The organism is Acidovorax sp. SUPP2539, from assembly GCF_030158975.1.
Classification (GTDB): Bacteria; Pseudomonadota; Gammaproteobacteria; order Burkholderiales; family Burkholderiaceae_C; genus Paracidovorax.
The window spans coordinates 41884-66162 of the sequence record NZ_BQXJ01000011.1 but is presented as its reverse complement, the minus strand read 5'-3'; the positions used below and the strand labels follow the sequence as shown (position 1 = coordinate 66162).

Sequence of the window (24279 nt, the reverse complement as noted above, 5' to 3'; positions counted from 1 at the left end):
CCTCCGCAGGCAGCTCTAAAAACGATAGCGATGGTGCTGTCGGAACCCTGTTTGCGGCTTTAGGAAATACATGTCTGAATCTTTTGCCGCCCTTTTCGAAGAGTCCTTGACACGCACCGAAATGCGTCCGGGCGAAGTGATCACCGCCGAAGTCGTGCGCGTGGAACACAACTTCGTCGTGGTGAACGCCGGCCTCAAGTCCGAAGCCTACGTGCCCCTGGAAGAGTTCAAGAACGACAAGGGCGAAGTCGAAGTCCAGGTGGGCGATTTCGTCTCCGTGGCCATCGGCTCGATCGAAAACGGTTACGGCGACACCATCCTGTCGCGTGACACCGCCAAGCGCCTGGCCTCCTGGCTGGCGCTGGAAAAGGCCCTGGAATCCGGCGAATTCGTCACCGGCACGACCAGCGGCAAGGTCAAGGGTGGCCTCACGGTGCTGGTCAACGGCATCCGCGCCTTCCTGCCAGGTTCGCTGATCGACACGCGTCCGATCAAGGACCTGACGCCTTACGAAAACAAGACACTGGAATTCAAGGTCATCAAGCTCGACCGCAAGCGCAACAACGTGGTGCTGTCGCGCCGCGCGGTGGTGGAAGCCTCCATGGGCGAAGAGCGCGCCAAGCTGATGGAAACCCTGAAGGAAGGCTCCATCGTCCAGGGCGTGGTCAAGAACATCACCGAATACGGTGCGTTCGTGGACCTGGGCGGCATCGACGGCCTGCTGCACATCACCGACATGGCATGGCGCCGCGTTCGCCATCCTTCGGAAGTGGTCACGGCCGGTCAGGAAATCACGGCCAAGATCCTCAAGTTCGACACCGAAAAGAACCGCGTGTCCCTGGGCCTCAAGCAAATGGGCGACGATCCCTGGATGGGCGTTTCGCGTCGCTATCCTTCGGGCACCCGCCTGTTCGGCAAGGTCACGAACATTGCCGACTACGGCGCATTCGTGGAACTGGAACCCGGCATCGAAGGCCTGGTGCACGTCTCCGAAATGGACTGGACCAACAAGAACATCGCTCCTTCCAAGCTCGTGTCGCTGGGTGACGAAGTCGAAGTCATGGTCCTCGAGATCGACGAAGACAAGCGCCGCATCAGCCTGGGCATGAAGCAGTGCAAGGCCAACCCATGGCAAGAGTTCGCGCAGAACACCAAGCGCGGCGACCGCGTCAAGGGCCCGATCAAGTCGATCACCGACTTCGGCGTGTTCGTGGGCCTGGCTGCCGGCATCGACGGCCTGGTGCACCTGTCCGACCTGTCCTGGAACGAAACCGGCGAAGCCGCCGTTCGCAACTACAAGAAGGGTCAGGAAGTCGAAGCGATCGTGCTGGCCGTGGACGTGGACCGCGAACGCATCTCGCTGGGCATCAAGCAGCTCGACGGCGACCCATTCACCACCTTCGTGACGGTGAACGACAAGGGCCAGACGGTGACCGGCAAGGTCAAGACCGTGGACGCCCGTGGCGCTGAAATCGACCTCGGCGAAGACATCATCGGCTACCTGCGCGCCTCGGAAATCTCCCGCGACCGCGTGGAAGATGCCCGCAATGTGCTCAAGGAAGGCGACGAAGTCACGGCCGTGGTGGTGAACGTGGACCGCAAGACCCGCAACATCCAGCTGTCCATCAAGCAAAAGGACATGGCCGACGAGCAAGGCGCCATGGCCAACCTGAGCCAGCAATCGAGCCGCGAAAGCGCCGGCACGACCAGCCTGGGCGCCCTGCTGCGCGCCAAGCTGGACAACTCGGACAAGTAATCCGAGAGTCAGGCAACGACCGCTTCGGCGGTTGTGAATGGCGGGCGCCTCGTGCGCCCGCTTCTTTTTGTTCTGTTTCCCAGGTTGCAAAGACTAGGATTCCATGACCCGATCAGACCTCGTTGAAGAACTGGCGGCACGGTTCAGCCAGCTCACCCAGCGCGATGCCGAATACGCCGTCAAGACCATTCTGGACGCCGTGGGCGACGCATTGGTGCGTGGCCACCGCATCGAGATCCGGGGTTTTGGCAGCTTTTCGGTCAACCGCCGCCCGCCCCGCATGGGCCGCAATCCCCGCAGCGGCGAAGCCGTGGCGATCCCGGAAAAGCGCGTGCCCCACTTCAAGCCCGGCAAGGCCCTGCGCGAAGCCGTAGACCAGCGCACGGTCGAAATGGGCATCGTCGATGCACCGTCGCAAAAACATCAAAATTGATAGCTGCCTGCGCTTGGCTGTCAAGCGCCGGGAGCCCGTGGCACGGGTATCGGCGCAGATGGCAGACGCGCCACGGCGTGCCCGTAGAATGCCCCCACACCACCGGGGAGACGCATGAAATACCTCCTGTGGCTGCTCAAGGCAGCCATTTTTTTTACCCTGTTCGCTTTTGCACTGAACAACCAGCAAGACGCCACCGTGCACTTCTTTTTCGGCACGCACTGGAGCGCGCCCCTGGTGCTCGTCGTGCTGACGGCCTTCGCGGCCGGGGTCGTCGTGGGCGTGCTGGGCATGGTGCCCCGCTGGTGGAAGCACCGCAGCGCCGCCCGGCGCGCACAGGCCGCGTTGCCGGCTGAAGCCCCGGCCCCCGCACCGGTCGCGGCTCCAGCCGTGCCGGACCTGCAACAACAACCGCCCTCCATCCATGGAATTTGATTTCAGCTGGCTGCTGCTGGGCCTGCCGCTGGCGTTCGTGCTGGGGTGGTTCGCCTCCCGCTTCGACCTGCGGCAATTGCGCGAGGAGAACCGCCGCGCGCCCAAGGCCTATTTCAAGGGCCTGAACTTCCTGCTCAACGAGCAGCAGGACCAGGCAATCGATGCGTTCATCGAGGCGGTGCAGAACGATCCGGACACGTCCGAGCTGCATTTCGCGCTGGGCAACCTCTTTCGCCGCCGTGGCGAGTACAACCGCGCGGTCCGCGTGCACGAGCACTTGCTGTCGCGCGGCGACCTGAGCCGCACCGACCGCGACCGGGCGCAGCATGCGCTGGCCCTGGACTTCCTCAAGGCCGGCCTGCTCGACCGCGCCGAAGATGCCTTGCGGCGGCTGGAGAACACGCCGTTCGAGAGCCAGTCGCGCCTGGCCCTGCTGGCCATCTACGAACGCTCGCGCGACTGGCCGCAGGCGGCGGCCATCGCCCGCAAGATGCACGGATCGCACCAGGGCGACTTCAGCACGCGGCAGGCCCACTACCTGTGCGAGCAGGCCATCGCGCGGGCCGCGCAAGGCGACCAGGAAGCCGCGCAGGCGCAGTTCGAAGAGGCCGTGGCCGCCGCGCCCCACGCGCCCCGCCCGCGCATCGAACTGGCCCGCCTGCACCACCGCTGCGGCCGGCCGGAACAGGCGTTTTCCACGCTGCTGGAACTGTCGCGCGAATCGCCCGGCGCCCTGCCCCTGGCCGCCCCGTTGCTGGTCGAGGTGGGCGCAGCCACCCAGCGCGCCGAGGAAACCTACCAGCTGCTGCTGGGCCATTACGAGCGGGCGCCGTCGCTGGACATGCTGGAGGCCATCGTGTCGATGGACGCCGCCTCGGGCGACGCGTCCCGGCCCGGGCCGCAGTGGTACGTGCGCCATCTGGACAAGGAGCCCTCGCTGGTGGCGGCCGCGAAGTGGCTGGCGCAGGAAACACTGGAGCACGAGCAGTTCCATCCCCAGGTGCAAAAGGCGCTGGACCAGGCGACCAAGCCGCTCACCCGCTACCGCTGCGCGGCCTGCGGCTTCGAGGCCCGGCAGCATTTTTGGCAATGCCCCGGCTGCCAGACCTGGGACAGCTACCCCGCCCGGCGCGTGGAAGAGCTATGAAGCTTCCGAGGATCAAGGCTCTGCTCGTGGCCGCGGCTGCGGCCGTTCACTGCGTGGCGGCCGTGGCGGCCGTGGAGGTCAACACGGCGTCCGTTGCCGACCTCGACGGAGTCAAAGGCATCGGCCCGGCGCTGTCGGCCAGGATTCTCCAAGCCCGGGAGAAAGGCCCGTTCCAGAACTGGCCGGACCTCGTCGGCCGCGTCCCGGGCCTGGGCAAGGCCTCTGCCGCGCGCCTGTCCAGCGAAGGCCTCACGGTGAACGGTGCCGCGTTCGACGGCGCGCGGGCCACAGCCGCCCCATTGCCGCCCATGGCGGGCGCGTCGCGTTAGACACCCAACGGATTGCGAGCCCGCAGCACGCCCAATCTCCGGGCTCTGCTAGGGTATTCATAGCATGTCCGAAAGGCATGCCCGTAGAATCGTTCGGGCATGCCCCTGATCCTCCTCGTCCTCCTCCCCTTCATCGGCAGCCTGCTGGCGGCGGTGCTGCCGTCGAACGCGCGCAACACCGAATCCACGCTCGCCGGTGCGATCGCGCTGTTCTGTGCGGTGCAGGCTGCGCTGTACTTTCCGGAGATCGCCGCGGGCGGGGTGCTGCGCCAGGAAATCCCCTGGCTGCCCGCGCTGGGGCTGAACCTGGTGATCCGCATGGACGGATTCGCCTGGATGTTCTGCATGCTGATCCTGGGCATCGGCTCGCTGGTGGTGCTGTATGCGCGCTACTACATGTCGCCGGCCGATCCGGTGCCGCGCTTCTTCTCGTTCTTCCTGGCGTTCATGGGCGCCATGGCCGGCGTGGTGCTGTCGGGCAACATCATCCAGCTGGCCTTCTTCTGGGAGCTCACCAGCCTGTTCTCCTTCCTGCTGATCGGCTACTGGTACCACCGCCAGGACGCGCGCCGGGGCGCTCGCATGGCGCTCACCGTGACGGGCACGGGCGGGCTGTGCATGCTGGCAGGCATGCTGGTGATCGGGCACATCGTGGGTAGCTACGACCTCGACCATGTGCTGGCCGCCGGCGAGCAGATCCGCAACCACCCGTGGTACCTGGCGGCCCTGGTGCTGGTGCTGCTGGGTGCGCTGACCAAGAGCGCGCAGTTTCCCTTCCACTTCTGGCTGCCCAACGCCATGGCCGCGCCGACGCCTGTGTCGGCCTACCTGCACTCGGCCACGATGGTCAAGGCGGGCGTCTTCCTGCTGGCGCGCATGTGGCCCGTGATGGGCGGCACCGAGCCCTGGTTCTGGCTGGTGGGCGGCGCGGGCGTGTGCACGCTGCTGGTGGGCGGCTATGCGGCCATGTTCCAGAACGACCTCAAAGGGCTGCTGGCGTATTCCACGATCTCGCACCTGGGCCTGATCACGCTGCTGCTGGGGCTGAACAGCCCACTGGCGGCGGTGGCGGCGGTGTTCCACATCATGAACCACGCCACCTTCAAGGCCTCGCTCTTCATGGCGGCGGGCATCGTGGACCATGAAAGCGGCACGCGCGACATCCGGCGCCTGTCCGGGCTGCGCACCATGATGCCGGTGACGGCCACCCTGGCGATGGTGGCCAGCGCCTCCATGGCGGGCGTGCCGCTGCTCAACGGCTTTCTGTCCAAGGAAATGTTCTTCGCCGAGACGGTGTTCCTCGACGCCTCGCCGCTGGTGGCGACCGTGCTGCCCGTCGCCGCCACGCTGGCCGGCGTGTTCAGCGTGGCCTACTCGCTGCGGTTCATCGTGGACGTGTTCTGGGGCCCGCGCGCGCAAGACCTGCCGCGCCAGCCGCACGAGCCGCCGCACTGGATGCGCGTGCCCGTGGAACTGCTGGTGCTGGCCTGCCTCGTGGTCGGCATCTTTCCCGCGTGGTCGGTCGGCCAGTACCTGGACGCGGCGGCGCGGCCGGTGGTCGGCGGCCCGTTGCCCGAGTTCAGCCTGGCCATCTGGCACGGCTTCAATACCCCCTTCGTGATGAGCCTGGTCGCCCTGGGCGGCGGCACCGCGCTCTACCTTCTGCTGCGCCGCCAGCGCGCCGCCGGCAAGGTGGATGCGCCCCCGCTCATCTACCGCGTGAGCGGACGGCGCCTGTTCGAGATCGCCCTCACCTGGCTCACGCTGTGCGGGCACAACGGGCGGCGGCTGATGGCCACGCCGCGACTGCAGTGGCAAATGCTGTGGCTGGTGCTGGCGGCGCTGGCCGGCGCGGCCCTGCCGCTGTGGACGCAGGGCCTGCAGCTCGGCGACCGCGGCACGCTGCCCCTGTCGCCGGCCTTCGTCGTGCTGTGGACGCTGGGCTCGATCTGCGCGGTGGCCGCCGCGTGGCAGGCCAAGTACCACCGGCTGGCGGCGCTGACGCTCATGGGCGGCGCGGGCCTGTGCACCTGCATCACCTTTTTGTGGTTCTCGGCGCCCGACCTGGCGCTGACGCAGATCGTGGTGGAGATCGTCACCACCGTGCTCGTGCTGCTGGGCCTGCGCTGGCTGCCCCGGCGCGACGAGCGGCTGCGCGGCGTGGACACCACCCACCCGGGCATCGTGCGGGCACGGCGGCTGCGCGACATGGCGGTGGCGCTGGCCGCCGGCGGCGGCATGGCGTGGCTGGCCTTCACCATGATGAGCCGGCCGTTCCCCGAAAGCACCTCCACCTTCTTCCTGGAGCGCGCGCAGACCGAGGGCGGCGGCACCAACGTGGTCAACGTGATGCTGGTGGACTTCCGCGGCTTCGACACCTTCGGCGAGATCGTGGTGCTGGGCATCGTCGCCCTGACGGTGTATGCGCTGCTGCGCCGCTTCCGCCCGGCGCGCGAGACCATGGACCTGCCCGAGCAGCAGCGCAACATGCCGGCCGACCTTCAGACCGACCTGCTCAATCCGCGCAATGCGACCGACACCGCCATCGGCTACCTGATGGTGCCCGCCGTGCTGGTGCGGCTGCTGCTGCCGTTCACGGCCCTGGTGTCGTTCTACATGTTCATGCGCGGCCACAACGAGCCGGGCGGCGGCTTCGTGGCCGGGCTGGTGCTGTCGGTGGGGCTGCTGCTGCAATACATCATCTCGGGCACGCACTGGGTCGAGGCGCATCTGCCGCTGTACCCGCGCCGCTGGATCGGCATGGGGTTGCTGTTCGCCCTGGGCACCGGGCTGGGCGCCATCGCGCTGGGCTACCCGTTCCTGACCAGCCACACCGCGCACCTGCACCTGCCGGTGATCGGCGAGATCCACATCGCCAGCGCGCTGTTCTTCGACATCGGCGTGTTCACCCTGGTCGTCGGCTCGACGCTGCTGATCCTCACCGCCATCGCCCACCAATCGGTGCGCGGCCACCGCTACCACGCGCGCCTGGCCGAGGAACGCGAGGCCGAGCTGGCGGCCAGCCCCGACACCACCGCCCCCGAAGGAGGAGCCCGCTGATGGAAATCGTTCTCGCCATTGCCATCGGCGTGCTCACCGGCTCCGGCGTGTGGCTGCTGCTGCGCCCACGGACCTTCCAGGTCATCATGGGCCTGGCCCTGCTGTCGTATGCCGTCAACCTGTTCATCTTCAGCATGGGCCGCCTGGGCCTGGCCATCAACAAGGAACCCGTGCTGGTGGAAGGTGTTCCGAAGGACCTGCTGCACTATGCCGACCCCATGCCGCAGGCGCTGGTGCTGACCGCCATCGTGATCGGCTTCGCCATGACGGCGCTGTTCCTCGTGGTGCTGCTGGCATCGCGCGGCATGTCGGGCACCGACCATGTGGACGGCACGCGCTCGCACGACGTGCAGGAGATGCCGTGACCCCGGCCCTCGCGCACGCCCTTTCCGCATGGATGCCGCACCTGATGCTGGTGCCCATCGTGCTGCCGCTGCTCACCGCCGCGCTGATGCTGCTGCTGCGCGAAGAGCGCCAGCGGCTCAAGCTGGGCCTGAACATCGCCTCCACCTTCCTCGGCCTGCTGGTGGCCACGGCGCTGCTGCTGTGGACGGCCCAGGCCACCGTGCCCACCACCATGGGCGTGTACCTGCCGGGCAACTGGCCCGCGCCGTTCGGCATCGTGCTGGCGCTGGACCGGCTCTCGGCCATGATGCTGGTGCTGACCAGTGCCGTCGCCCTGTGCTCCATCGTCTTCGCCGCCGCGCGCTGGCACCGCGCCGGGGTGCACTACCACCCGCTGTTCCAGTTCCAGCTGATGGGGCTGGCGGGCGCGTTCCTCACCGCCGACCTGTTCAACCTGTTCGTGTTCTTCGAGATCATGCTGGCCGCCTCCTACGGGCTGCTGCTGCACGGCTCAGGCCGCACGCGCGTGCAGGCCGGGCTGCACTACATCGCGATCAACCTGGCGGCGTCGTCGCTGTTCCTCATCGGCGTGTCGATGCTGTACGGCATCACCGGCACGCTGAACATGGCCGATCTGGCGCAGAGCATTCCCAAGGTGGCGGCGGCGGACCGCGGCCTGCTGCACGCGGCGGCGGCCATCCTGGCCACGGCCTTCCTCATCAAGGCCGCGATGTGGCCGCTCAACTTCTGGCTGGTGCCGGCCTACAGCGCCGCGACCGCGCCGGCCGGCGCGCTGTTCGCGCTGATGACCAAGGTGGGCGTGTACACCATCCTGCGGCTGTGGACGCTCATGTTCAGCAGCGAGGCCGGCGCCTCCGCGCTGTTCGGCAGCCTGTGGCTGATCGGCGGCGGCATGATCACCATGGCCTTCGGCGGCATCGGCATGCTGGGCTCGCAGCGGCTCACGCACCTGGCGGGCTATGCGGCCATTCTTTCGTCCGGCACGCTGCTGGCGGCGGCCGGCTTCGGGCAGAACGTGCTGACCGCCGGGCTGCTGTACTACCTGCCCAGCTCCACGCTGGCGATCAGCGCGATGTTCCTGCTGGGCGACCTGATCGACCGCTGGCGCAACGACGGCGCCACGCTCGCGCCGCACGAGCGGCACGACGACGCGCCCTTCCTCACGGCCGAGCTGGTGCCCGCCGCGGGCCTGAACCTCGACGAGGACGAGACCGTGCTGATCGGCCGGGTCATTCCCGCCGCCGCCGCCTTCCTGGGCCTGGCCTACCTGCTGTGCACGCTGGTGATCGCCGGGCTGCCGCCGCTGTCGGGCTTCGTGGGCAAGTTCGCCATGCTGACGGCGCTGCTCAACCCGCTGGGCCTGGGCTCGTCTTCCGGCTACCAGCCCGGCACGCCGGGATGGGTGCTGCTGGCGCTGATGATCGTCACCGGCCTGTTCGCGCTGATCGCCCTCACCCGCACCGGCATCCGCTATTTCTGGACCACGCACGACCGCCGCCCGCCCCAGTTGCGCGTGCTGGAAGGCCTGCCGATCGCGCTGCTGCTGGCCGGGTGCATCGGCCTCACGCTGTACGCCGGCGCGGTGATGCGGTTCACGCAGGCCACCGCCAACGCGTTGCACACACCGTCCAGCTACATCCGCGCGGTGATGTCGGCGCGGCCCGTGCCCGGGCCGGTCACGCCGGCGCAGCCGCCCGCGAAGGAAACGCCATGAAGCGCCTGTTCCCGGCCCCGCTGCTGTCCGTGGCGCTGTTCGTGATGTGGCTGATGCTCAACCGCTCGGTGAGTGCCGGGCAGCTCGTGCTGGCGGCGTGCGTGGCCATCGCCATCCCGGTGCTCACGCGTGGCCTGCGGCCCCTGCCGGTGCGCATCCGCCGGCCCGGCACCGTGCTGCGGCTGGTGGCGTCCGTCATCGCCGACAGCGTGGCGTCCAACCTGCGGCTGCTGCGCTTTCTGGCAACGCCATCGGGCCACCGGCCGCACCCGCCGGGCTTCGTGCAGATTCCACTGGAGATGCGCGACCCGAACGCCCTGGCGGTGCTGGCGATGATCGTGTGCATCACCCCCGGCACGTCGTGGGCCGAACTGTCGCTGGACCGTTCGGTGCTGATGCTGCACGTGCTGGAGCTGGACGACAAGCAGGCCGCCATCGATCACGTCAAAACGCGCTACGAGCGCCCCCTGATGGAGATTTTCGAATCATGACCAACGGTTCCATCCTGTCCATCGCGCTGCCGGTCGCCGTCTTCCTGCTGGTGCTGGCGATGTCCTGCGCCCTGGTGCGCATGCTCAAGGGCCCGTCGGCGCAGGACCGGGTGCTGGCCTTGGACTGCATGTACCTGAACGGCATGCTGTGCATGCTGGTGCTGGGCATCTACTACGGCAGCACGAACTACTTCGAGGCGGCGCTGCTGATCGCGCTGCTGGGCTTTGCCAGCTCCACGGCGATGGCCAAGTTCCTGCTGCGCGGCGAGGTGATCGAATGACCGCCACCACCCTGCCCCTGTGGGCCGAGATCGCCATCGCGGCCCTGGTGCTGGCCGGGTGCGGCATCGCCCTGCTGGGATCGCTCGGACTGCTGCGCCTGCCGACCTACTTCGAGCGGGTGCACGCGCCGTCCGTGATCGCCACGCTCGGGTGCTGGTGCATCGTGCTGGCCACGCTGCTGTACTTTTCGGTCCAGGGCGCCGGGCTGGCGCTGCACGCGCTGCTCATCGGCCTGTTCGTGGCGGTCACCGTGCCGGTGACCAACATCTTCCTGATGCGCGCCGCCCTGTTCCGCGCGCGCCGGGCCGGCCAGAACGTGCCGCCCAGCCTGAGCCGCCTGCACGAGAGCACCGACCGCGACTCCTGAGGCGATCGTCGGCGCATCTTCTCGGCGTGTTTCTCGACGCATTCTTCGATGTACTTGCTACCAAATTTGTAGCAATATGCCCTAGAAGAATATGCCGCCACGGCCTGTTTGACCACATGCCGAACGGTCCGCACCGGACGAGCGGCATCTGTGGCTGGATACAGCCAAATGCTATTAATTCAATAGCATGATGCCCTAGTGGAATATTCGCTGGCGGCCTTTTCCGCTCGAATCAAGAACCCACCCCGCCGAAGCCGCCGCCACCCGGCGTGTGCACCTCGAACACGTCGCCCGGCTCCATCTGCGCCTGGCCGATGTGCTCCAGCACCTCCACCCGGCCGTCCGCACGCACCACCCGGTTGATGCCCGGCTGCCCCGGCTGGCCGCCCGCCATGCCGAACGCACCGTGGCGGCGCCCGTTCGACAGGATGCCGGCCGTCATGGGTTCGAGAAACCGCACCCGGCGCACGCCGCCGTTGCCGCCCTTCCACCGCCCTGCTCCACCCGAATCAGTGCGGATGGCATAGCTCTCCAGCCGCACCGGAAAGCGGAACTCCAGGATCTCCGGATCGGTCAGGCGCGAGTTGGTCATGTGCGTCTGCACCACGTTCGTGCCGTCGAAACCGTCCACGCAGTCCCCGTCGTCGCCGAACACCCCACCGGCGCCGCTGCCGCCCGAGATGGTCTCGTAGTACTGGTGGCGGTCGTTGCCGAAGGTGAAATTGTTCATCGTGCACTGGCTGCCCGCCGACACACCCAACGCGCCCAGCAGCGCATTGGTGATGCAGGTGGAGGTTTCCACGTTGCCCGCCACCACGGACGCCGGCGGCAGGGGGTTGAGCATGGAGCCGGGCGGGATGATGACCTGCAGCGGCTTGAGGCAGCCGGCGTTCAGCGGAATGTCGTCGTCCACTAGCGAGCGGAACACGTACAGCACCGCGGCCATGCACACCGCCGTGGGCGCGTTGAAGTTGTTCGCCTGCTGCGCCGAGGTGCCGGTGAAGTCGATCACCGCGCTGCGGGCGGCGGCGTCCACGCGCACCGCGACCTGGATCTGCGCGCCGTTGTCCAGCGGCAGCGTGAAGGCACCGTCCTGGAGCCGGGCGGCCAGACGGGTGATGGCCCGGCGCACCGACTCCTCGGCGTTGTCCTGCACATGGCCCATGTAGGCCTGCACCACGGGCAGGCCGAACTGCTGCACCATGCGCCGCAGCTCCTGCACGCCCTTTTCGTTGGCGGCGATCTGCGCCTTCAGGTCGGCCAGGTTCTGCTGCGGGTTGCGGCTGGGGTATTCGCCGCTTTGCAGCAGGGCCACCATTTCGGCCTCGCGCAGCATGCCGCGCTCCACCAGCTTGACGTTGTCGATCTGCACGCCCTCTTCCTCAATGCGCGTGGAAAACGGCGGCATCGAGCCGGGGGTGATGCCGCCCACGTCGGCATGGTGGCCGCGGCTGCCGACGTAAAACGTGGGCTCGGCCTCTTCGGCCAGGTACACGGGCGTGATGACGGTGATGTCCGGCAGGTGGGTGCCGCCGTGGTACGGGTCGTTCAGCACGTACACGTCGCCCGGCTGCATGCGGCCGGCATTGCGGTAGATGACCGCCTTGATGCTCTCGCCCATCGAGCCCAGGTGCACCGGCATGTGCGGCGCGTTGGCGATCAGGTGGCCTTCGGCGTCGAACAGCGCGCAGCTGAAATCCAGGCGCTCCTTGATGTTCACCGAGTGCGCGGTGTTCTGCAACTGCAGGCCCATCTGTTCGGCGATGTTCATGAAGAGGTTGTTGAACACCTCCAGCAGCACCGGGTCCACCGTGGTGCCCAGCGCATGCCGCACACTGCGCGCGATGGTGCGGTCGATCACCAGGTGGTCGAGGGCCGTCAGCGCGGCCTGCCAGCCCGGCTCCACCACGGTGGTGGCGTTCTTCTCGGCAATGATGGCCGGGCCGGCGATCACGTCGCCGGGGCGCAGGTCCTCGCGCACCACCAGGGCCGCGTCGTGCCACGCGGGCACGCCGTCCACGCCCACGGTGTACATGCGCACGGTGCCACGGCGCGGCGCCTCGCGCGGCGGGTGCAGGGCCTGCATCGGTTCGACCGGCGCGTCGCCGGCCACCACCGCCTCGACCGAGACCGCCTCCACGATCAACGCCCGGCCCCGCATGAGAAAGGCGAAGCGCTGGCGGTAGGCGGCCTCGAACCCCGCCGTGATGGCCGCCACCTCCGGCACGTCGCCGACGGGCACGACCAGCGCCGCGTCCGAGCCCTCGTACCGCACATGCACCCGGCGGCGCACCGACACCGGCGCACCGCCTTGCTGCTGCTGTGCCATCTCGGCCCGGGCCGCCTGGGCCAGCGCATCCAGCGCGTGGGCGATGCCGCCCAGGGCCTCTGGCGACAGGCGCGCCTCCACTGCCTGCTCGCGGATCAGGTTCTGGTCGGCCAGGCCCATGCCATAGGCCGACAACACGCCGGCCAGCGGGTGCACGAACACGCGCTGCATGCCCAGCGCATCGGCCACCAGACAGGCATGCTGCCCGCCCGCGCCGCCGAAGCACTGCAGCGTGTAGCGCGTGACGTCGTAGCCCCGTGCGACCGAGATCTTCTTGATGGCATTGGCCATCTGCTGCACCGCGATCTGGATGAAGCCGTGCGCCACGTCGTGCGCGGCGCGGCCGGCCTGCGCCGCGAGGTCGGCGAAGCGGGCCTGCACCACGCCCGCATCGAGCGGCTCGTCGCCGCCATGGCCGAACACGTGCGGAAAGTGCGCGGGCTGGATCTTGCCCACCATCACGTTGGCATCGGTCACGGCCAGCGGCCCGCCCCGGCGATAGCTGGCCGGCCCCGGGTTGGCGCCCGCGCTCTGCGGGCCCACGCGAAAGCGCGCACCGTCGTATTCCAGCAGCGAGCCGCCGCCGGCGGCCACGGTGTGGATGCTCATCATCGGCGCGCGCATGCGCACGCCCGCCACCTGGGTTTCGAACTCGCGCTCGAACTCGCCCGCATAGTGGCTCACGTCGGTGGAGGTGCCGCCCATGTCGAAGCCGATCACGCGCACCGAATCGCCTGGGCCTGCGGCCCCGCGCGCCTGGCCCGCGAAGGCCAGTTCCGCCGTGCGCGCCATCCCCACGATGCCACCGGCCGGGCCGGAGAGGATCGCGTCCTTGCCCTGGAAACGGTGCGCATCGGTGAGCCCGCCCGACGACTGCATGAAGTACAGCGGCACGCCCGGCATCTCGGCCGCCACCTGCTCCACGTAGCGGCGCAGGATGGGCGACAGGTAGGCATCGACCACCGTGGTGTCGCCCCGGCTCACGAACTTCATCAGCGGGCTGGTGCCGTGCGAGGTGCTCACCTGCGTGAAGCCCGCCTCGCGCGCGAGCCGCGCCGCCGCCTGCTCGTGCGCGGTGTAGCGGTAGCCGTGCATGAACACGATGGCCACGCTGCGCAGGCCCGCGTCGTGGGCGGCCCACAGGCGCTCGCGCAGGTGGGCCTCGTCCAGCGCCTGCTCGACCTCGCCATGGGCACCCACGCGCTCCTGCGCCTCAATCACGCGGCTGTACAGCAGCTCGGGCAGCACGATGCGGCGGTCGAACAGGCGGGGGCGGTTCTGGTAGGCGATGCGCAGCGCATCGCGAAAGCCCCGCGTGGTCACCAGCAGCGTGGGCTCGCCCTTGCGCTCCAGCAGCGCGTTGGTGGCCACGGTGGTGCCCATCTTCACGCACTCCACCTGCTTGGGCGACACGGGCGCGCCGGGCGCCAGGCCCAGCAGGTGGCGGATGCCGGCCACCGCGGCATCGCGATAGTGCCCGGGGTTTTCGGACAGCAGCTTGTGCGTGACCAGGGTGCCGTCGGGCCGGCGGCCCACCACGTCGGTGAAGGTGCCGCCACGGTCCACCCAGAACTGCCACAGTTGTGTTGCCATGTCGATGTTTTCCTCAGCCTGTTACGAATGAAATGTTTGGACAACATTGACGCAGGCATCACCTGCGAGCCAGGAGAACATCCACGATTTGCCGACCTTTTTCGATGATATCTTCGGCCCGCGGCACGACGCTGCGGCGGCCCGCTCGCATCCCAGGGGGCGCGATTTTTCGATTCCCCTCTTCTCAACGAACCGGCCCATTCCTCCGAGTGCGGCAGCCACCGATCACCTTCATCCACCAGACATGCCAGAACAAATCGACTATGCATTCCTGAGCGCCCTGGAGGGCGGCTCGCTGACCACCGGCTACGTGCCAGCGGCCAACGTGAGCAAGAGCGGCGTGACCATCGCGACCGGGTTCGACCTGGGCCAACGCTCCGAAAGCGATCTGAAGAACCTGGGCCTGGCCAGCGGCCTGGTCACCAAGCTCAAACCCTACCTCGGCACCAAGGGCGCCGATGCCAAGACGCTGATCGAGAAGACCCCGCTGACGATCACCGCCGCCGAGGCCGAGTCCATCGACAAGGCCACCAAGGCCAGCCACATCGCCAGCGTGAAGCTGAAGTACGACTCGGCCACGGCCGCCAAGAAGAACTTCATCGACCTGCCTGCGGAAGCGCAGACCGTCATCGCGTCGGTGTCGTTCCAGTACGGCGTCAACCTGGATGCGGCCACGCCGAAGTTCTGGAAGGCCGTCACCGAACAGGACTGGACCGAAGCGGTCAAGCTGCTCAAGAACTTCGGGGACGTGTACCCCACCCGCCGCGGCAAGGAAGCCGCACTGCTGGAGAAAGTCAAATGAAACGATGGATCGCCCTGGCCACCGCCGTGATGGTTTCCGGTGCCCTGCATGCCACCAATGCCACGCCTGCCGCCGACCACGCGGTCGGCGTGGTGCATGTCACCAACCCGGAACTGCTCTCGGCGCTGCAGAACCTCAAGGCCTCGCTCACGGCGGAGCGCACGCCGCTCGCGTTCGACAACGGCGCGTCGGCCAAGAACTGCCTCGAATACTCGGATCTGCTGTCGAAGAGCCAGCCGGTCGAGTCGACCCGCAACTTCGAGATCCGCAGCGAATACCGGCTGTGCGACAGCATCCGCGTGATCGCCGGCAAGCCTTTCGTCGCGCAGAAGGCCGCCGCCTCCGGCAAGCAGGGCAAGACCCTGTACGAAAAACTGGACCTGCGATCGTTCCCCTCGTCGCTTCGCAATCGCGCCGATGGCAAGAAGCACACGCTCCAGGCGCTGCTGCCTGGCACGCCCCAGTCCGAAGGCAGCGCCGTCCAGGTGGAAACCCCGGAGCAGTTCTTCCGCCTGGAGGTCGTGGGCACCATCGACCACGGCAAAGGCCGCCCGCCCGAATGGATCGTCTGGGTGACGGACGAGCTCAAGAACGGCACCTACCGCGGGTACAGCAACATCGTCGTGCATCCGCCCCGTGCGGCTTCCGGCCTGTACACCGCGGCGGCTTCGCCCCGATGACAATGGGCGGTCCTTTCCTTTAGCCCCATCGCCGGGGCACCGCAGGTACCGAATCGCATGGCCTCTTTCGCCCCCCACCGTCCCTTGCTGGACCAGACCTTTCCCCGCACCCTGTCCGCCTGGGTGGAGCGTTTCGGCCAACCCGCATTTCGCGGCGCCCGCATCGAAGGCTGGCTGTTCGAGGGCGTGACCGCGCGGCGCGCGGCCGAGCAGCGCCTCGCGGCGGTAGGCGTGGTGGCGCGCTTTCGCAGTGCCTACAAGCCGCTGGTGCACTACTTTCTGGAAGAGGTCGATGCCGCCCAACTGGCCGCCGCCACGGTGCGCTACCCGGTGCCAGCCACGGGCTCGCCCGGGCGTTTTCTGCTGGAGGCCTATCCGCTGGCCGACCTGCTGGCCGGGTGCGACCTGCAGTTCGAACCCGGGGCCGACGACCTGCACTATGGCGTGGCGCTGCGCTTTCGCGATGGCCGCGAAACGGCCGATCGGGTCTTCGCACCCAACCGGGTGCACGAAGACCCCACCGGCCCGGACCCGCTGCTGTCGCCCACGGGCTGGCTGCGCGTGGACGCGTCCGGCGCGCCGGGCGGCAACCTGGATGCGGCCGAATCCACCGACTTCGAAGACCTCTTCGCGCACGCCATGCACACGCTGCGGCAGCATGCCTGGCCCGCGCAGGAGCCCTACTTCGAACGGCTGGACATCCGCGTCGACCTGCCGGGCTTCGAGCAGCCGCTGTCCACGCCGCACGAATGCATGAGCCTGCACGAGGCCCTGCACGAAGACCTGTATTTTTCGCTGCTCGAGTTCTTTCAGCAGCACTCCGGCCGCCCGGCGGGCGACCGCCGGCTGCAGCCCGGGCAGATCGTGCCCGACATCCGCCAACACGAAGGCCCGCCGTGCCTGCGCATCGCGCTGCGCGCCTTCGACGTGGCCGCACAGGACGCCGGCGCCTGGGCGGACACCACGGCCGGGCAGGCGCTGGACGACATGGGCCAGGCCCCGCCGCCCGAGCGCATCGCGCAAGCCATGGAGCAACTGGGCGGCCAGCGCTTTTCTGCCCGCAGCCGCCAGGGGCGCGAGGTGCTGGGCCTGTACCGCACCGGCACCGAGGCCCCGATCCTGCTGAGCGGCGGCCAGCACGCCAACGAAACCTCCGGCGTCGTGGGGGCCCTGCGCGCGGCCGAGGCGCTGCATGCGCAGCCCGGCGCGCACTTCGCCCTCATCGCGCTGGAGAACCCCGACGGCTACGCGCTGCACCGCGAACTGGGTGCGCACCACGCCCACCACATGCAGCATGCCGCGCGCTACAGCGCGCTGGGCGACGACATCGAATACCGCGAGACCGCGCCGCTGTACGAGCGGGAGGCCCGCGAACAGGCCCTGGCACTTTCCGGCGCGCAATTGCACATCAACCTGCACGGCTACCCCGCGCACGAGTGGACCCGGCCCCTGTCCGGCTATGTGCCGCGCGGCTTCGGCCTGTGGACGGTGCCCAAGGGGTTCTTTCTGATCCTGCGCCACCACCCGGGCTGGCAGGCCGAGGGCCGCGCGCTGCTGGAGCGGGTGGCTGCCGCGCTGCAGGGCGTCCCCGGCCTGCCTGAGTACAACGCCCGCCAGATGGCGCTGTACGAACGCCATGCGGGCGCGTTGCCGTTCGAGGTGATCCATGGCACGGCCTGCACGCAGTCCGAGAACCCGCGCGGTGCGCCGGTCACGCTCATCACCGAGTTCCCGGACGAGACGGTGTCGGGCGATGCCTTCCGCTTCGCGCACGGCGTGCAAAAGGCCGCCGTGCTGGCCGCGGTGGAGGCATGGCAGGCCCTTCTTTCCGCACGCGGCTGACCGGCAGGACGGCCGGGCAAGCCTGCACGCTCGGCCCTCACGAAGCGGCTCCCGGCCCATGCGATGAACCGCCACCGTCGCGGCCGATGCGCAAGGAAAAGAGCAGATCGTAGAGAACGGGAATCAGCCCCAGCGTCACCAGCGTGCCCAGCGCCAGGCCGCCGATCATGGTGATGGCCATGCCCGTCCACAAAGGGCCGGCGAACAGCATCAGCGGAACCAGCCCGACGATGCAGGTGAGCTTGGTCATCACGATCGGCCGCAGCCGCTTGATGGCCGCGGCCACCACCGCTTCGCGGCGCTCCAGGCCCTCGCTCAGCTCTTCCTCGATGCGCTCGAGCAGCAGCACCGCGTTGTTGACGATGATGCCCGCCAGCGCCAGCAGCCCGAACGTCGCCATGAAGCCGAAGGGATACCCCGTGACGAGCAGCGCCAGCGCTGCGCCGATCAACACGAACGGCACGCTCGCCATCACGATGAACAGCTTGCGAAACGAGTTGAACTGCCAGACGAACAACAGCAGGATGGCACCCAGCGCGTGCGGAAAATACTGCAGCAGGGCGCCGTTGGCTTCCCGCGAGTCCTCGATCTCGCCCCCCAGTTCGATGCGGTAGCCGGGCGGCAACCGGATCGCCGCCACGGGGCCGGCAAGGCGGTTGACGATCTCGGTGGCGGTCAGGCCGGGGTTCTGGCCGGTCACGGTGATGGCACGGCTCAGGTTGCGGCGCACGATGGCGGACGGCTCGGTGCCGCTCACGACGGTGGCCACCGAAGCCAGCGGCACGGGCGATCCGCCGCCCTGCGCAGACACCAGGGTGTCGCCCGGATCGCCGTGCCCGGCCCGCTCGCCCGCATCGCCGCGCAGCACGATCGGCACGTTGACGCCATCGTCGCGAACCATCGACACGTCCGTGCCGCTGTACCGCATCTGCAGCGCCTGGGCGATGCCCTCGCTGGTCACGCCGGCGCGGCGCGCCTTCAGTGGGTCGACGCGCACCTGGTAGCGGGGAATCCGCGCATTCCAGTCGTCGTAGACATCTTCGGTGCCGGGCAAAGCGCGCAGGGCCTGGGCGATCGCCTCGGCGGCTCCCCGCAACACGGTCTCGTCCGGCCCGATCACGCGGTAGATCGCCACGCCCGCCTCGGTCGACCCCATCGAAAAGCGCTTGGGTTCGGCACGCGCTTCGGGATGCTGCGCGCGAAGATGGGCGCGGGTGCGGGCGATGACCGCGTCGATGTCGGTGCCCGCCCGAACGCTGACCGTGAAGTAGGCCATGCCCGCCGCAGGCAGCGGCGGCGCCAGGCCCAGCACGATGCGGGGCCCGCCATCAGCGACGTAGCCGATGCTGTCCACCACTTCCGGGTTCGCCGTCTTGTCGGCGAACCACTGGCTGATTGCCTGCACGGTCCGCAGCGTCTGGCGGGAATCGCTGCCGGGCTGCAGGTTGACCGGCATCTGGAACTGCAGGCGGTCCGATTTCGGCAGGAAGTCATACGGAATGCTGGCGAGGACCGCGATGGCGCCGGCCAGCAGCGCCAGCATCGCCCCGACGAACCAGGGCTTGTGCGCGAGCAGGCTTTCGATGGCCCGGCGGTAGCCCCGGTAGAACGCGGAATCGTAGACCGCGCCCCCCGATGCGTCGGCCGCATGCGCCCGCGCGAAATACAGACACAGCAAGGGGGTGACGGTGAGGCTGAGCAGCCACGAGCCCAGCAGCGTCGTCGCCAGCACGATCGCGAGCGACCGCAGGTATTCGTTGGTGCTGGTCTGGCCCAGGAAGAACGGCGAGAACGCCAGCACGATCACCAGCGAGGACGTGAGCAGCGGCAGTGCCAGCGTGCGGCCGGCGGCGATGCAGGCGGCCCGGCGGTCCTCGCCGATGCCGAGCCGGCGCTCGATGTCCTCCGCGATGACGATGCCGTTGTCCACCAGCAGGCCGAGCGCGAGGATGATCGCGGCGATCGAGACCGTCTGCAGTTCCACGCCGAGCGCGCGCATCGCCACCAGCGCGCCGAGAATGGTCAGCGGCACGATGGCGCCCACGATCAGGCCGGTGCGCCAGCCCAGGAACAGCATGACGACCGCCATGACGATGGCCACCGTCTCGCCCATGACGTGGTGCATCTTGTCCATTTCCCGCTCGACCACGTCGGCCTGGAAGGTCACGATGTGCTGCTCGAAGCCCGCAGGCAGCAAGGTGGCGGTCTCGTCGAGCTTCTGGCGCAGCGCCTTCCCGAACGCGGCAATGTTCCTGCCGGGGGCCATCGACACCGCCACCACCACCGCGGGTTGCCCCTGGTAGATGGCGGCGCTCTCCGGTGGATCAACGGGCATGACCTGCACCTGGGCGAGTTGGGACAGCGGCACCTCCCGAGGGCCGCTGCCGGCCGGGACCGACACCAGGAACTGGCGCAGGTCATCGAGGGTGCGCAATTCGCCGGAGACGGCCACGGTCATCGCCAGACCGGAGACTGCGATCTGCCCGCCAGGCGCCACGATGTTCTGAGCGCGCAGCTGCGCGATCACCGCGGCCGGCGTCAGGCCCGCCTGGAGAAGGCGGCCCCGGTCGAAATCGACATACACGCGCTCTTCCTGCAAGCCGTGCAGTGTCACCCGCTCGACCCCTGGCAAGGCATAGAGCTGCTCGCGCATGCGCCGCAGCGGGCCGCGCATCTCGCCCATGCTGAAGCCCGGGGCCACGATGGCGATCGAGGCGACCGAGACGCGGCCGAAGTCGTCGTCCACGAAAGGGCCCAGCGCTCCCGTTGGCAAGGCGGTGCCGGCTTCGAGACCCTTGGCACGCACCCGCTGCCACAGGGCGCCGAGGTCCTTGACATCGTCGTAGGCCGTCAACTGGATGATCGCGCTGCCCGGGCGCACCGTCGTGACGATCTTCTTGATGCCGGCAATCTCGCGCAGGCGCTCCTCGGTCGGACGGGCCAGCAGGCTCTCGACCTGCTCGCTGGGCATGCCAGGGAAAGCCACGGAGACAAGGGCATCGCGCACCGTGACCGAGGGCTCTTCTTGCGAGGGAAAATCCAAGAAAGCGACGATGCCAGCGACCAGAATGAACAGCGCGGCGAACAGCGTCAGGCGGCTGGAGGAAAGGGCTGCACGGGTGAGGTTCATCGCGGCACACCGGCACCCAGGCGGGTTTCAGGACGAAACAGAGCGACCGCCTGTCCATTGACCAAGAAGGCGGCGCCCGTGCTGACGATGCGCTCGCCCGGGGCCAGCCCCCGAAGCACGGGAAAGCGGGTGCCCTCCAAAGGGCCCAGCACCACTTCGCGGCGCTGCACATGCCCCGTCAGCGCGTCGTAGACGAAGACAGCGGCCTTGTCCTTTTCCGCGGCGGGAACCACCGCGGTCAATGGAATGGTCAGACCGGCCGGCGCGGAGGGCAACGCCAGCATCAGGCTTTCACCGCTGCGCGGGAGCCGCTCCTGTTCGGGCAGGTCGAAAATCGCCTGCACGGTGGCGCCGCCTTCGACCTGGGCCGACACGCTGCGAAGCCGCAGTGCGAACGACCGGTCGCCCTCCCCGCTGCGGTAGGCCGTCGCCGAGGCACCCGGGGCCAGGCCGGCACCCACATCGGCCGGCAGCATGGTCAGCACCTGCGCACGGCCCTCGCCATCGAGCTGCAGGACGGCCTGACCCGGCGCGGCATCCGACTGCGGTTGCAGCAAACGCGCGACCACGGTGCCCGCAAACGGCGCGCGGATGTCCGCCTGCCGCAAGGCGCGTCGGGCCAAGGCGCGGTCGGATTCCGCCGCGCGCACCTTGGACTGCGCGGCCTCGAACGCGGTCCGGCTGGTGATCAATGCCGCGGCGGAAAGGGACCCATCCTCGAACAGGGCCTGCTGCTGGCGCAGCTGGCTTTTGCGCTCGTCCAGATCCGCCACGGCGGCCTGGACGCTGGCGTCGGCCTGCTCCCACTTCAGCCGCGCCGGCTGCGGATCGAGGCGGGCCAGGAGCTGGTCCTTGCGCACGCGATCGCCGACGTCCACGCGGACCTCGGCAATGCGGCCGCCGCCCTCGAACCCCAGTTGGGCGCGCTGCTCCTGGCGGACCACGGCGGTGAACCGGGTTTCGACCGATGCGGCCGCCCCCACGGTTTCCAGTTTGACGGCCCGGGGGACCGTGTCGGCAGGGGCGGCCTGCCCGTCGCAGCCAGTCAGCAACAGCATGGAGGCCCATCCGCAAAGGAGGAGAAAAAGACAAGGAACGGATTTCACGGCAGTGGCCTCCCTGTTCATCGATGCGTCAGTAGGTGTAGGTCACTGCGGCACCGCCGGTGACGGAGGTGCGGCGCACGACCAGCGGGCTGTGCTCCGCGTTGTCGACATACCGCAAGGCGGACACCTGCAGGGAAGTGGTCCAGTGCGGGGCCAGGGCGTGGCTCCAGCTCGCGCCGATGGCATATCCGTACACACCGGAGCCGGCGTTGAATGCGGCGAAGCGCGTGCGCGAAGCCTGCTGCGGCGTGACGCCGAAATAGGCCTGGTTGTATCGCCGGTCGCCCGCATGGACGTCGGCACTGAGCGAGACGGTATCGGCCGAGGTTTTCAGCAGGTTGTATTCGGCCCCCAGGCGGTACCGGTTGCGGCGCGCACCGCTTTCCAGGGCGAATTCCGCTTCGGCGCTGACCGAGAAATCGGGAGTGAACTGCTGCATGAGCAAGGTGCGGGTGGTGACCGAGTCCGGCACGTCTCCCAGGCCCGCCAGCTTTCTGGAGCCAGGGCGAAAGGGACTGTTGCGCTGCACGCGGCCGAAGTCGTAGAACACCGATTGCGATGCGTAGAAACCGCTCTCGGACTGCCATTGCAGGCCGATGCCGCGGCTGGTGTCGGCAAAGAAGATGCCTCGCTGGACAGACAGCACCGGAAGAATCTCCACGCGGTGGTCGTCGGACCCCGGATAGCGGGGGGTCACCCTCGCCGCGGCGCCGATGCTGAAATCGGTCGTGTCCCCGAGCAGGCGGGAGCCCCAGCCCGCGAGCGTTTGGGCATGCCCGGCGTGGGGCATCGCCACGAAAACGGACGCCAGCAGGCAGGGAGCGAGGCGGAGAGCGGTTGGTTTCATGATGGTTCGCGAGGTGTGGTCGAGTCAAAGGGAAGACGGAAGCTGAACGCCGTAGAACGCGCTGAACAGCGCGATCCGGTTCAGCACGAGGTCGCGGGCAATGCCCAAGTGGTCGAGTTCGGACTGGCTCGCCCGCACCCGTTCGGACAGCAACGTGCTGCGGTTTTGCAGGCCCTGGGCGGTGCGGGCCGCCAAGCGCTGAATCCGCGCGCGCTCGCGCATGGCGTTGTCCCGCGCATGCGTTTCGGAAGCGGCCAGCGTGGCCTGCCTGTCCAGGGCATCGGCGACTTCGCGGAAAGCGGACTGGACCGCCTTTTCGTATTCGGCGACGCCGGCCCGTTGGCGCACTTCGGCCAGTTGCAGGCCCGCGCTGTTGCGGCCGTGGTCGAAGATCGGCAACACCAGTTGCGGCGTGAAGGTCCACATGCGGCTGCCGGCATTGAAAAGGCCGCTCAGGCTGTCGCTGGCCACGCCCACCGACGTGCTGAGGCGAATGGAAGGAAAAAAGGCCGCCCGCGCAGCGCCGATGTCCGCATTGCCTGCGCGCAATTCGGCCTCGGCCTGCTGGATGTCGGGCCGCTGCAGCAGCACCTGCGAGTCCAGGTTGCGCAGCGCCGCCACCGGGGCGCCCCGAGGGAGCAGGCCATCGATATCGCCCTCGGCACGGCCGGTGCTGTAGCCGGTGAGCAGTTGCAGGGCCCGCAGGGCCGCCGCATCGTCGTCGTCGGCCTGCAGCGCACGCACGTGGATTCGGTCGGCCTGCGTGCGCTGGGCATCGAGTTCGTCCGCCGAGATCGCGCCGACCTCGTGCTGGCGTCGGGCGATGGACAGCAGCGCGGCGCTGTCGCTGTCGATGGCGGCCATCTGCCCCGCTGCCTGGGCCGCCGCCAGCTTCTGGCTGTAGGCCCGCAGCACCTCGGCGATCAAGGCGCCCCGCGCCGCCTGCTGCCCGTGCGCCGATGCCAGGTACCGTTGCCGCGCGGCTTCGGACAGCGCCTTCATCTTGCCGAAGAAATCGATCTCGAAATCGGAAATTCCCACACTGGCATAGGCCTGATCCTGTCCGTACCGGGCCTGCAGCGCATCGCTGCCGAACCGTTGCCGGTCGCGCTGCACCTGGAGTCCGACCTGCGGCAGGCGCGCCGAGTCTTCGATCCCATACTGCGCGCGGGCCTGCTCGACCTTCAGCGCAGCCAGGCGGAAATCCGCGTTGTGGGCCAGCGCGCGGGCCACCATCGGCGCGAGGTCCCGCGCAGGCGAGAACGCTTGAAGAAACCGGCGCTCGTCTTGCGAGAGTTCGGCCGTCGCCGCTTCGGAAGCCATGCCGCGCCCGGCCGGGTCCGCCATGAAGGTCGCCGGAATCCGGGGAACGGGGCGCTCGAAAGGCGGGGTCAACGAGCACCCGCCGACCAGCAAGGCCAAGGTGGCGCATGCCAGCGAGAGGCCGCTGCGGACGGGGTGTGCGGGCAATGAAATCATGTCGATGGGTGGGTGACAACTCGGCGGGCAGTGTCCCCAGGCGGGATCAAGATTGCTTTCGGGAATCTTCAAGATTTCATCAAGACGCGCG

The 24279-nt window shown here is 68.5% G+C and carries 19 protein-coding genes; 14 read left to right on the top strand and 5 right to left on the bottom strand.

The window, feature by feature from the left end:
• Nucleotides 1–70: 70 nt before the first annotated feature.
• The 11 genes from rpsA to mnhG all read left to right on the top strand — a co-directional run bounded on the left by rpsA (nt 71) and on the right by mnhG (nt 10380).
• Entirely contained in the window at nt 71–1756 is a 1686-nt protein-coding gene (rpsA, locus tag AVTE2539_RS25600; protein WP_092739611.1) for a 30S ribosomal protein S1, read from the top strand.
• 103 nt (nt 1757–1859) lie between these two features.
• Nucleotides 1860–2189, top strand: coding sequence for an integration host factor subunit beta (locus AVTE2539_RS25595; RefSeq protein ID WP_284415059.1), 330 nt, complete (start codon nt 1860–1862; stop codon nt 2187–2189).
• A 114-nt stretch (nt 2190–2303) separates the two neighbouring features.
• Entirely contained in the window at nt 2304–2624 is a 321-nt protein-coding gene (locus tag AVTE2539_RS25590) for a LapA family protein (protein WP_272568882.1), read from the top strand.
• Nucleotides 2614–3771: a lipopolysaccharide assembly protein LapB gene (gene lapB, locus AVTE2539_RS25585; RefSeq protein WP_284401038.1), complete on the top strand. Its 1158-nt coding sequence runs from the start codon at nt 2614–2616 to the stop codon at nt 3769–3771. Before AVTE2539_RS25590 ends, lapB begins: the two co-directional genes overlap by 11 nt.
• Nucleotides 3768–4100, top strand: coding sequence for a ComEA family DNA-binding protein (locus tag AVTE2539_RS25580; RefSeq protein WP_284415057.1), 333 nt, complete (start codon nt 3768–3770; stop codon nt 4098–4100). The genes lapB and AVTE2539_RS25580 overlap by 4 nt, the downstream gene beginning before the upstream one ends.
• A gap of 99 nt (nt 4101–4199) precedes the next feature.
• Nucleotides 4200–7160: a monovalent cation/H+ antiporter subunit A gene (locus tag AVTE2539_RS25575; RefSeq protein ID WP_284415055.1), complete on the top strand. Its 2961-nt coding sequence runs from the start codon at nt 4200–4202 to the stop codon at nt 7158–7160.
• Nucleotides 7160–7525: a Na+/H+ antiporter subunit C gene (locus tag AVTE2539_RS25570; RefSeq protein ID WP_272568874.1), complete on the top strand. Its 366-nt coding sequence runs from the start codon at nt 7160–7162 to the stop codon at nt 7523–7525. The genes AVTE2539_RS25575 and AVTE2539_RS25570 overlap by 1 nt, the downstream gene beginning before the upstream one ends.
• A gap of 32 nt (nt 7526–7557) precedes the next feature.
• Nucleotides 7558–9240 (top strand): monovalent cation/H+ antiporter subunit D, encoded by a 1683-nt coding sequence (locus AVTE2539_RS25565; RefSeq protein WP_284415099.1) that lies wholly within the window; start codon nt 7558–7560, stop codon nt 9238–9240.
• Nucleotides 9237–9731: a Na+/H+ antiporter subunit E gene (locus AVTE2539_RS25560; RefSeq protein ID WP_284415053.1), complete on the top strand. Its 495-nt coding sequence runs from the start codon at nt 9237–9239 to the stop codon at nt 9729–9731. The genes AVTE2539_RS25565 and AVTE2539_RS25560 overlap by 4 nt, the downstream gene beginning before the upstream one ends.
• Nucleotides 9728–10012 carry a K+/H+ antiporter subunit F gene (locus tag AVTE2539_RS25555; protein WP_284415051.1) on the top strand — a complete coding sequence of 95 codons (285 nt, stop codon included), beginning with the start codon at nt 9728–9730 and terminating at the stop codon, nt 10010–10012. Before AVTE2539_RS25560 ends, AVTE2539_RS25555 begins: the two co-directional genes overlap by 4 nt.
• Nucleotides 10009–10380, top strand: coding sequence for a monovalent cation/H(+) antiporter subunit G (gene mnhG, locus AVTE2539_RS25550; protein WP_284401042.1), 372 nt, complete (start codon nt 10009–10011; stop codon nt 10378–10380). The genes AVTE2539_RS25555 and mnhG overlap by 4 nt, the downstream gene beginning before the upstream one ends.
• 232 nt (nt 10381–10612) lie before the next feature.
• Here the strand turns inward: mnhG and AVTE2539_RS25545 are convergent, their stop codons facing one another.
• Complete coding sequence (locus tag AVTE2539_RS25545; protein WP_284415049.1) at nt 10613–14302, bottom strand: hydantoinase B/oxoprolinase family protein; 3690 nt, start codon at nt 14300–14302, stop codon at nt 10613–10615.
• 244 nt (nt 14303–14546) lie between these two features.
• Here AVTE2539_RS25545 and AVTE2539_RS25540 point away from each other — a divergent pair, with 244 nt between their 5' ends.
• From AVTE2539_RS25540 to AVTE2539_RS25530, 3 genes are read left to right on the top strand one after another with little or no spacing between them, the layout of a single operon-like run.
• A complete protein-coding gene (locus AVTE2539_RS25540) occupies nt 14547–15104 on the top strand; it encodes a pesticin C-terminus-like muramidase (RefSeq protein ID WP_284403732.1) in 558 nt (185 codons plus the stop codon).
• A complete protein-coding gene (locus AVTE2539_RS25535; protein WP_284415047.1) occupies nt 15101–15784 on the top strand; it encodes a hypothetical protein in 684 nt (227 codons plus the stop codon). Before AVTE2539_RS25540 ends, AVTE2539_RS25535 begins: the two co-directional genes overlap by 4 nt.
• A 57-nt stretch (nt 15785–15841) precedes the next feature.
• A complete protein-coding gene (locus AVTE2539_RS25530; RefSeq protein ID WP_284415045.1) occupies nt 15842–17626 on the top strand; it encodes a M14 family metallopeptidase in 1785 nt (594 codons plus the stop codon).
• Between the two features lie 37 nt (nt 17627–17663).
• Here AVTE2539_RS25530 and AVTE2539_RS25525 read toward each other — a convergent pair whose 3' ends face one another.
• The 4 genes from AVTE2539_RS25525 to AVTE2539_RS25510 all read right to left on the bottom strand — a co-directional run bounded on the left by AVTE2539_RS25525 (nt 17664) and on the right by AVTE2539_RS25510 (nt 24188).
• A complete protein-coding gene (locus AVTE2539_RS25525) occupies nt 17664–20756 on the bottom strand; it encodes an efflux RND transporter permease subunit (protein WP_284415043.1) in 3093 nt (1030 codons plus the stop codon).
• Nucleotides 20753–21814 (bottom strand): efflux RND transporter periplasmic adaptor subunit, encoded by a 1062-nt coding sequence (locus AVTE2539_RS25520; RefSeq protein ID WP_284415040.1) that lies wholly within the window; start codon nt 21812–21814, stop codon nt 20753–20755. The genes AVTE2539_RS25525 and AVTE2539_RS25520 overlap by 4 nt, the downstream gene beginning before the upstream one ends.
• A gap of 76 nt (nt 21815–21890) precedes the next feature.
• Nucleotides 21891–22709: a MipA/OmpV family protein gene (locus AVTE2539_RS25515; RefSeq protein ID WP_284415038.1), complete on the bottom strand. Its 819-nt coding sequence runs from the start codon at nt 22707–22709 to the stop codon at nt 21891–21893.
• Between the two features lie 24 nt (nt 22710–22733).
• Nucleotides 22734–24188, bottom strand: coding sequence for an efflux transporter outer membrane subunit (locus AVTE2539_RS25510; protein ID WP_284415036.1), 1455 nt, complete (start codon nt 24186–24188; stop codon nt 22734–22736).
• Nucleotides 24189–24279: the final 91 nt, after the last annotated feature.

What these genes read in the sequence shown, in the direction of transcription:
- rpsA (WP_092739611.1), top strand. Translation starts at nt 71, where the DNA reads ATGTCTGAATCTTTTGCCGCCCTTTTCGAAGAGTCCTTGACACGCACC.
- AVTE2539_RS25595 (WP_284415059.1), top strand. Translation starts at nt 1,860, where the DNA reads ATGACCCGATCAGACCTCGTTGAAGAACTGGCGGCACGGTTCAGCCAG.
- AVTE2539_RS25590 (WP_272568882.1), top strand. Translation starts at nt 2,304, where the DNA reads ATGAAATACCTCCTGTGGCTGCTCAAGGCAGCCATTTTTTTTACCCTG.
- lapB (WP_284401038.1), top strand. Translation starts at nt 2,614, where the DNA reads ATGGAATTTGATTTCAGCTGGCTGCTGCTGGGCCTGCCGCTGGCGTTC.
- AVTE2539_RS25580 (WP_284415057.1), top strand. Translation starts at nt 3,768, where the DNA reads ATGAAGCTTCCGAGGATCAAGGCTCTGCTCGTGGCCGCGGCTGCGGCC.
- AVTE2539_RS25575 (WP_284415055.1), top strand. Translation starts at nt 4,200, where the DNA reads ATGCCCCTGATCCTCCTCGTCCTCCTCCCCTTCATCGGCAGCCTGCTG.
- AVTE2539_RS25570 (WP_272568874.1), top strand. Translation starts at nt 7,160, where the DNA reads ATGGAAATCGTTCTCGCCATTGCCATCGGCGTGCTCACCGGCTCCGGC.
- AVTE2539_RS25565 (WP_284415099.1), top strand. Translation starts at nt 7,558, where the DNA reads ATGCCGCACCTGATGCTGGTGCCCATCGTGCTGCCGCTGCTCACCGCC.
- AVTE2539_RS25560 (WP_284415053.1), top strand. Translation starts at nt 9,237, where the DNA reads ATGAAGCGCCTGTTCCCGGCCCCGCTGCTGTCCGTGGCGCTGTTCGTG.
- AVTE2539_RS25555 (WP_284415051.1), top strand. Translation starts at nt 9,728, where the DNA reads ATGACCAACGGTTCCATCCTGTCCATCGCGCTGCCGGTCGCCGTCTTC.
- mnhG (WP_284401042.1), top strand. Translation starts at nt 10,009, where the DNA reads ATGACCGCCACCACCCTGCCCCTGTGGGCCGAGATCGCCATCGCGGCC.
- AVTE2539_RS25545 (WP_284415049.1), bottom strand. Translation starts at nt 14,302, where the DNA reads ATGGCAACACAACTGTGGCAGTTCTGGGTGGACCGTGGCGGCACCTTC.
- AVTE2539_RS25540 (WP_284403732.1), top strand. Translation starts at nt 14,547, where the DNA reads ATGCCAGAACAAATCGACTATGCATTCCTGAGCGCCCTGGAGGGCGGC.
- AVTE2539_RS25535 (WP_284415047.1), top strand. Translation starts at nt 15,101, where the DNA reads ATGAAACGATGGATCGCCCTGGCCACCGCCGTGATGGTTTCCGGTGCC.
- AVTE2539_RS25530 (WP_284415045.1), top strand. Translation starts at nt 15,842, where the DNA reads ATGGCCTCTTTCGCCCCCCACCGTCCCTTGCTGGACCAGACCTTTCCC.
- AVTE2539_RS25525 (WP_284415043.1), bottom strand. Translation starts at nt 20,756, where the DNA reads ATGAACCTCACCCGTGCAGCCCTTTCCTCCAGCCGCCTGACGCTGTTC.
- AVTE2539_RS25520 (WP_284415040.1), bottom strand. Translation starts at nt 21,814, where the DNA reads ATGCTGTTGCTGACTGGCTGCGACGGGCAGGCCGCCCCTGCCGACACG.
- AVTE2539_RS25515 (WP_284415038.1), bottom strand. Translation starts at nt 22,709, where the DNA reads ATGAAACCAACCGCTCTCCGCCTCGCTCCCTGCCTGCTGGCGTCCGTT.
- AVTE2539_RS25510 (WP_284415036.1), bottom strand. Translation starts at nt 24,188, where the DNA reads ATGATTTCATTGCCCGCACACCCCGTCCGCAGCGGCCTCTCGCTGGCA.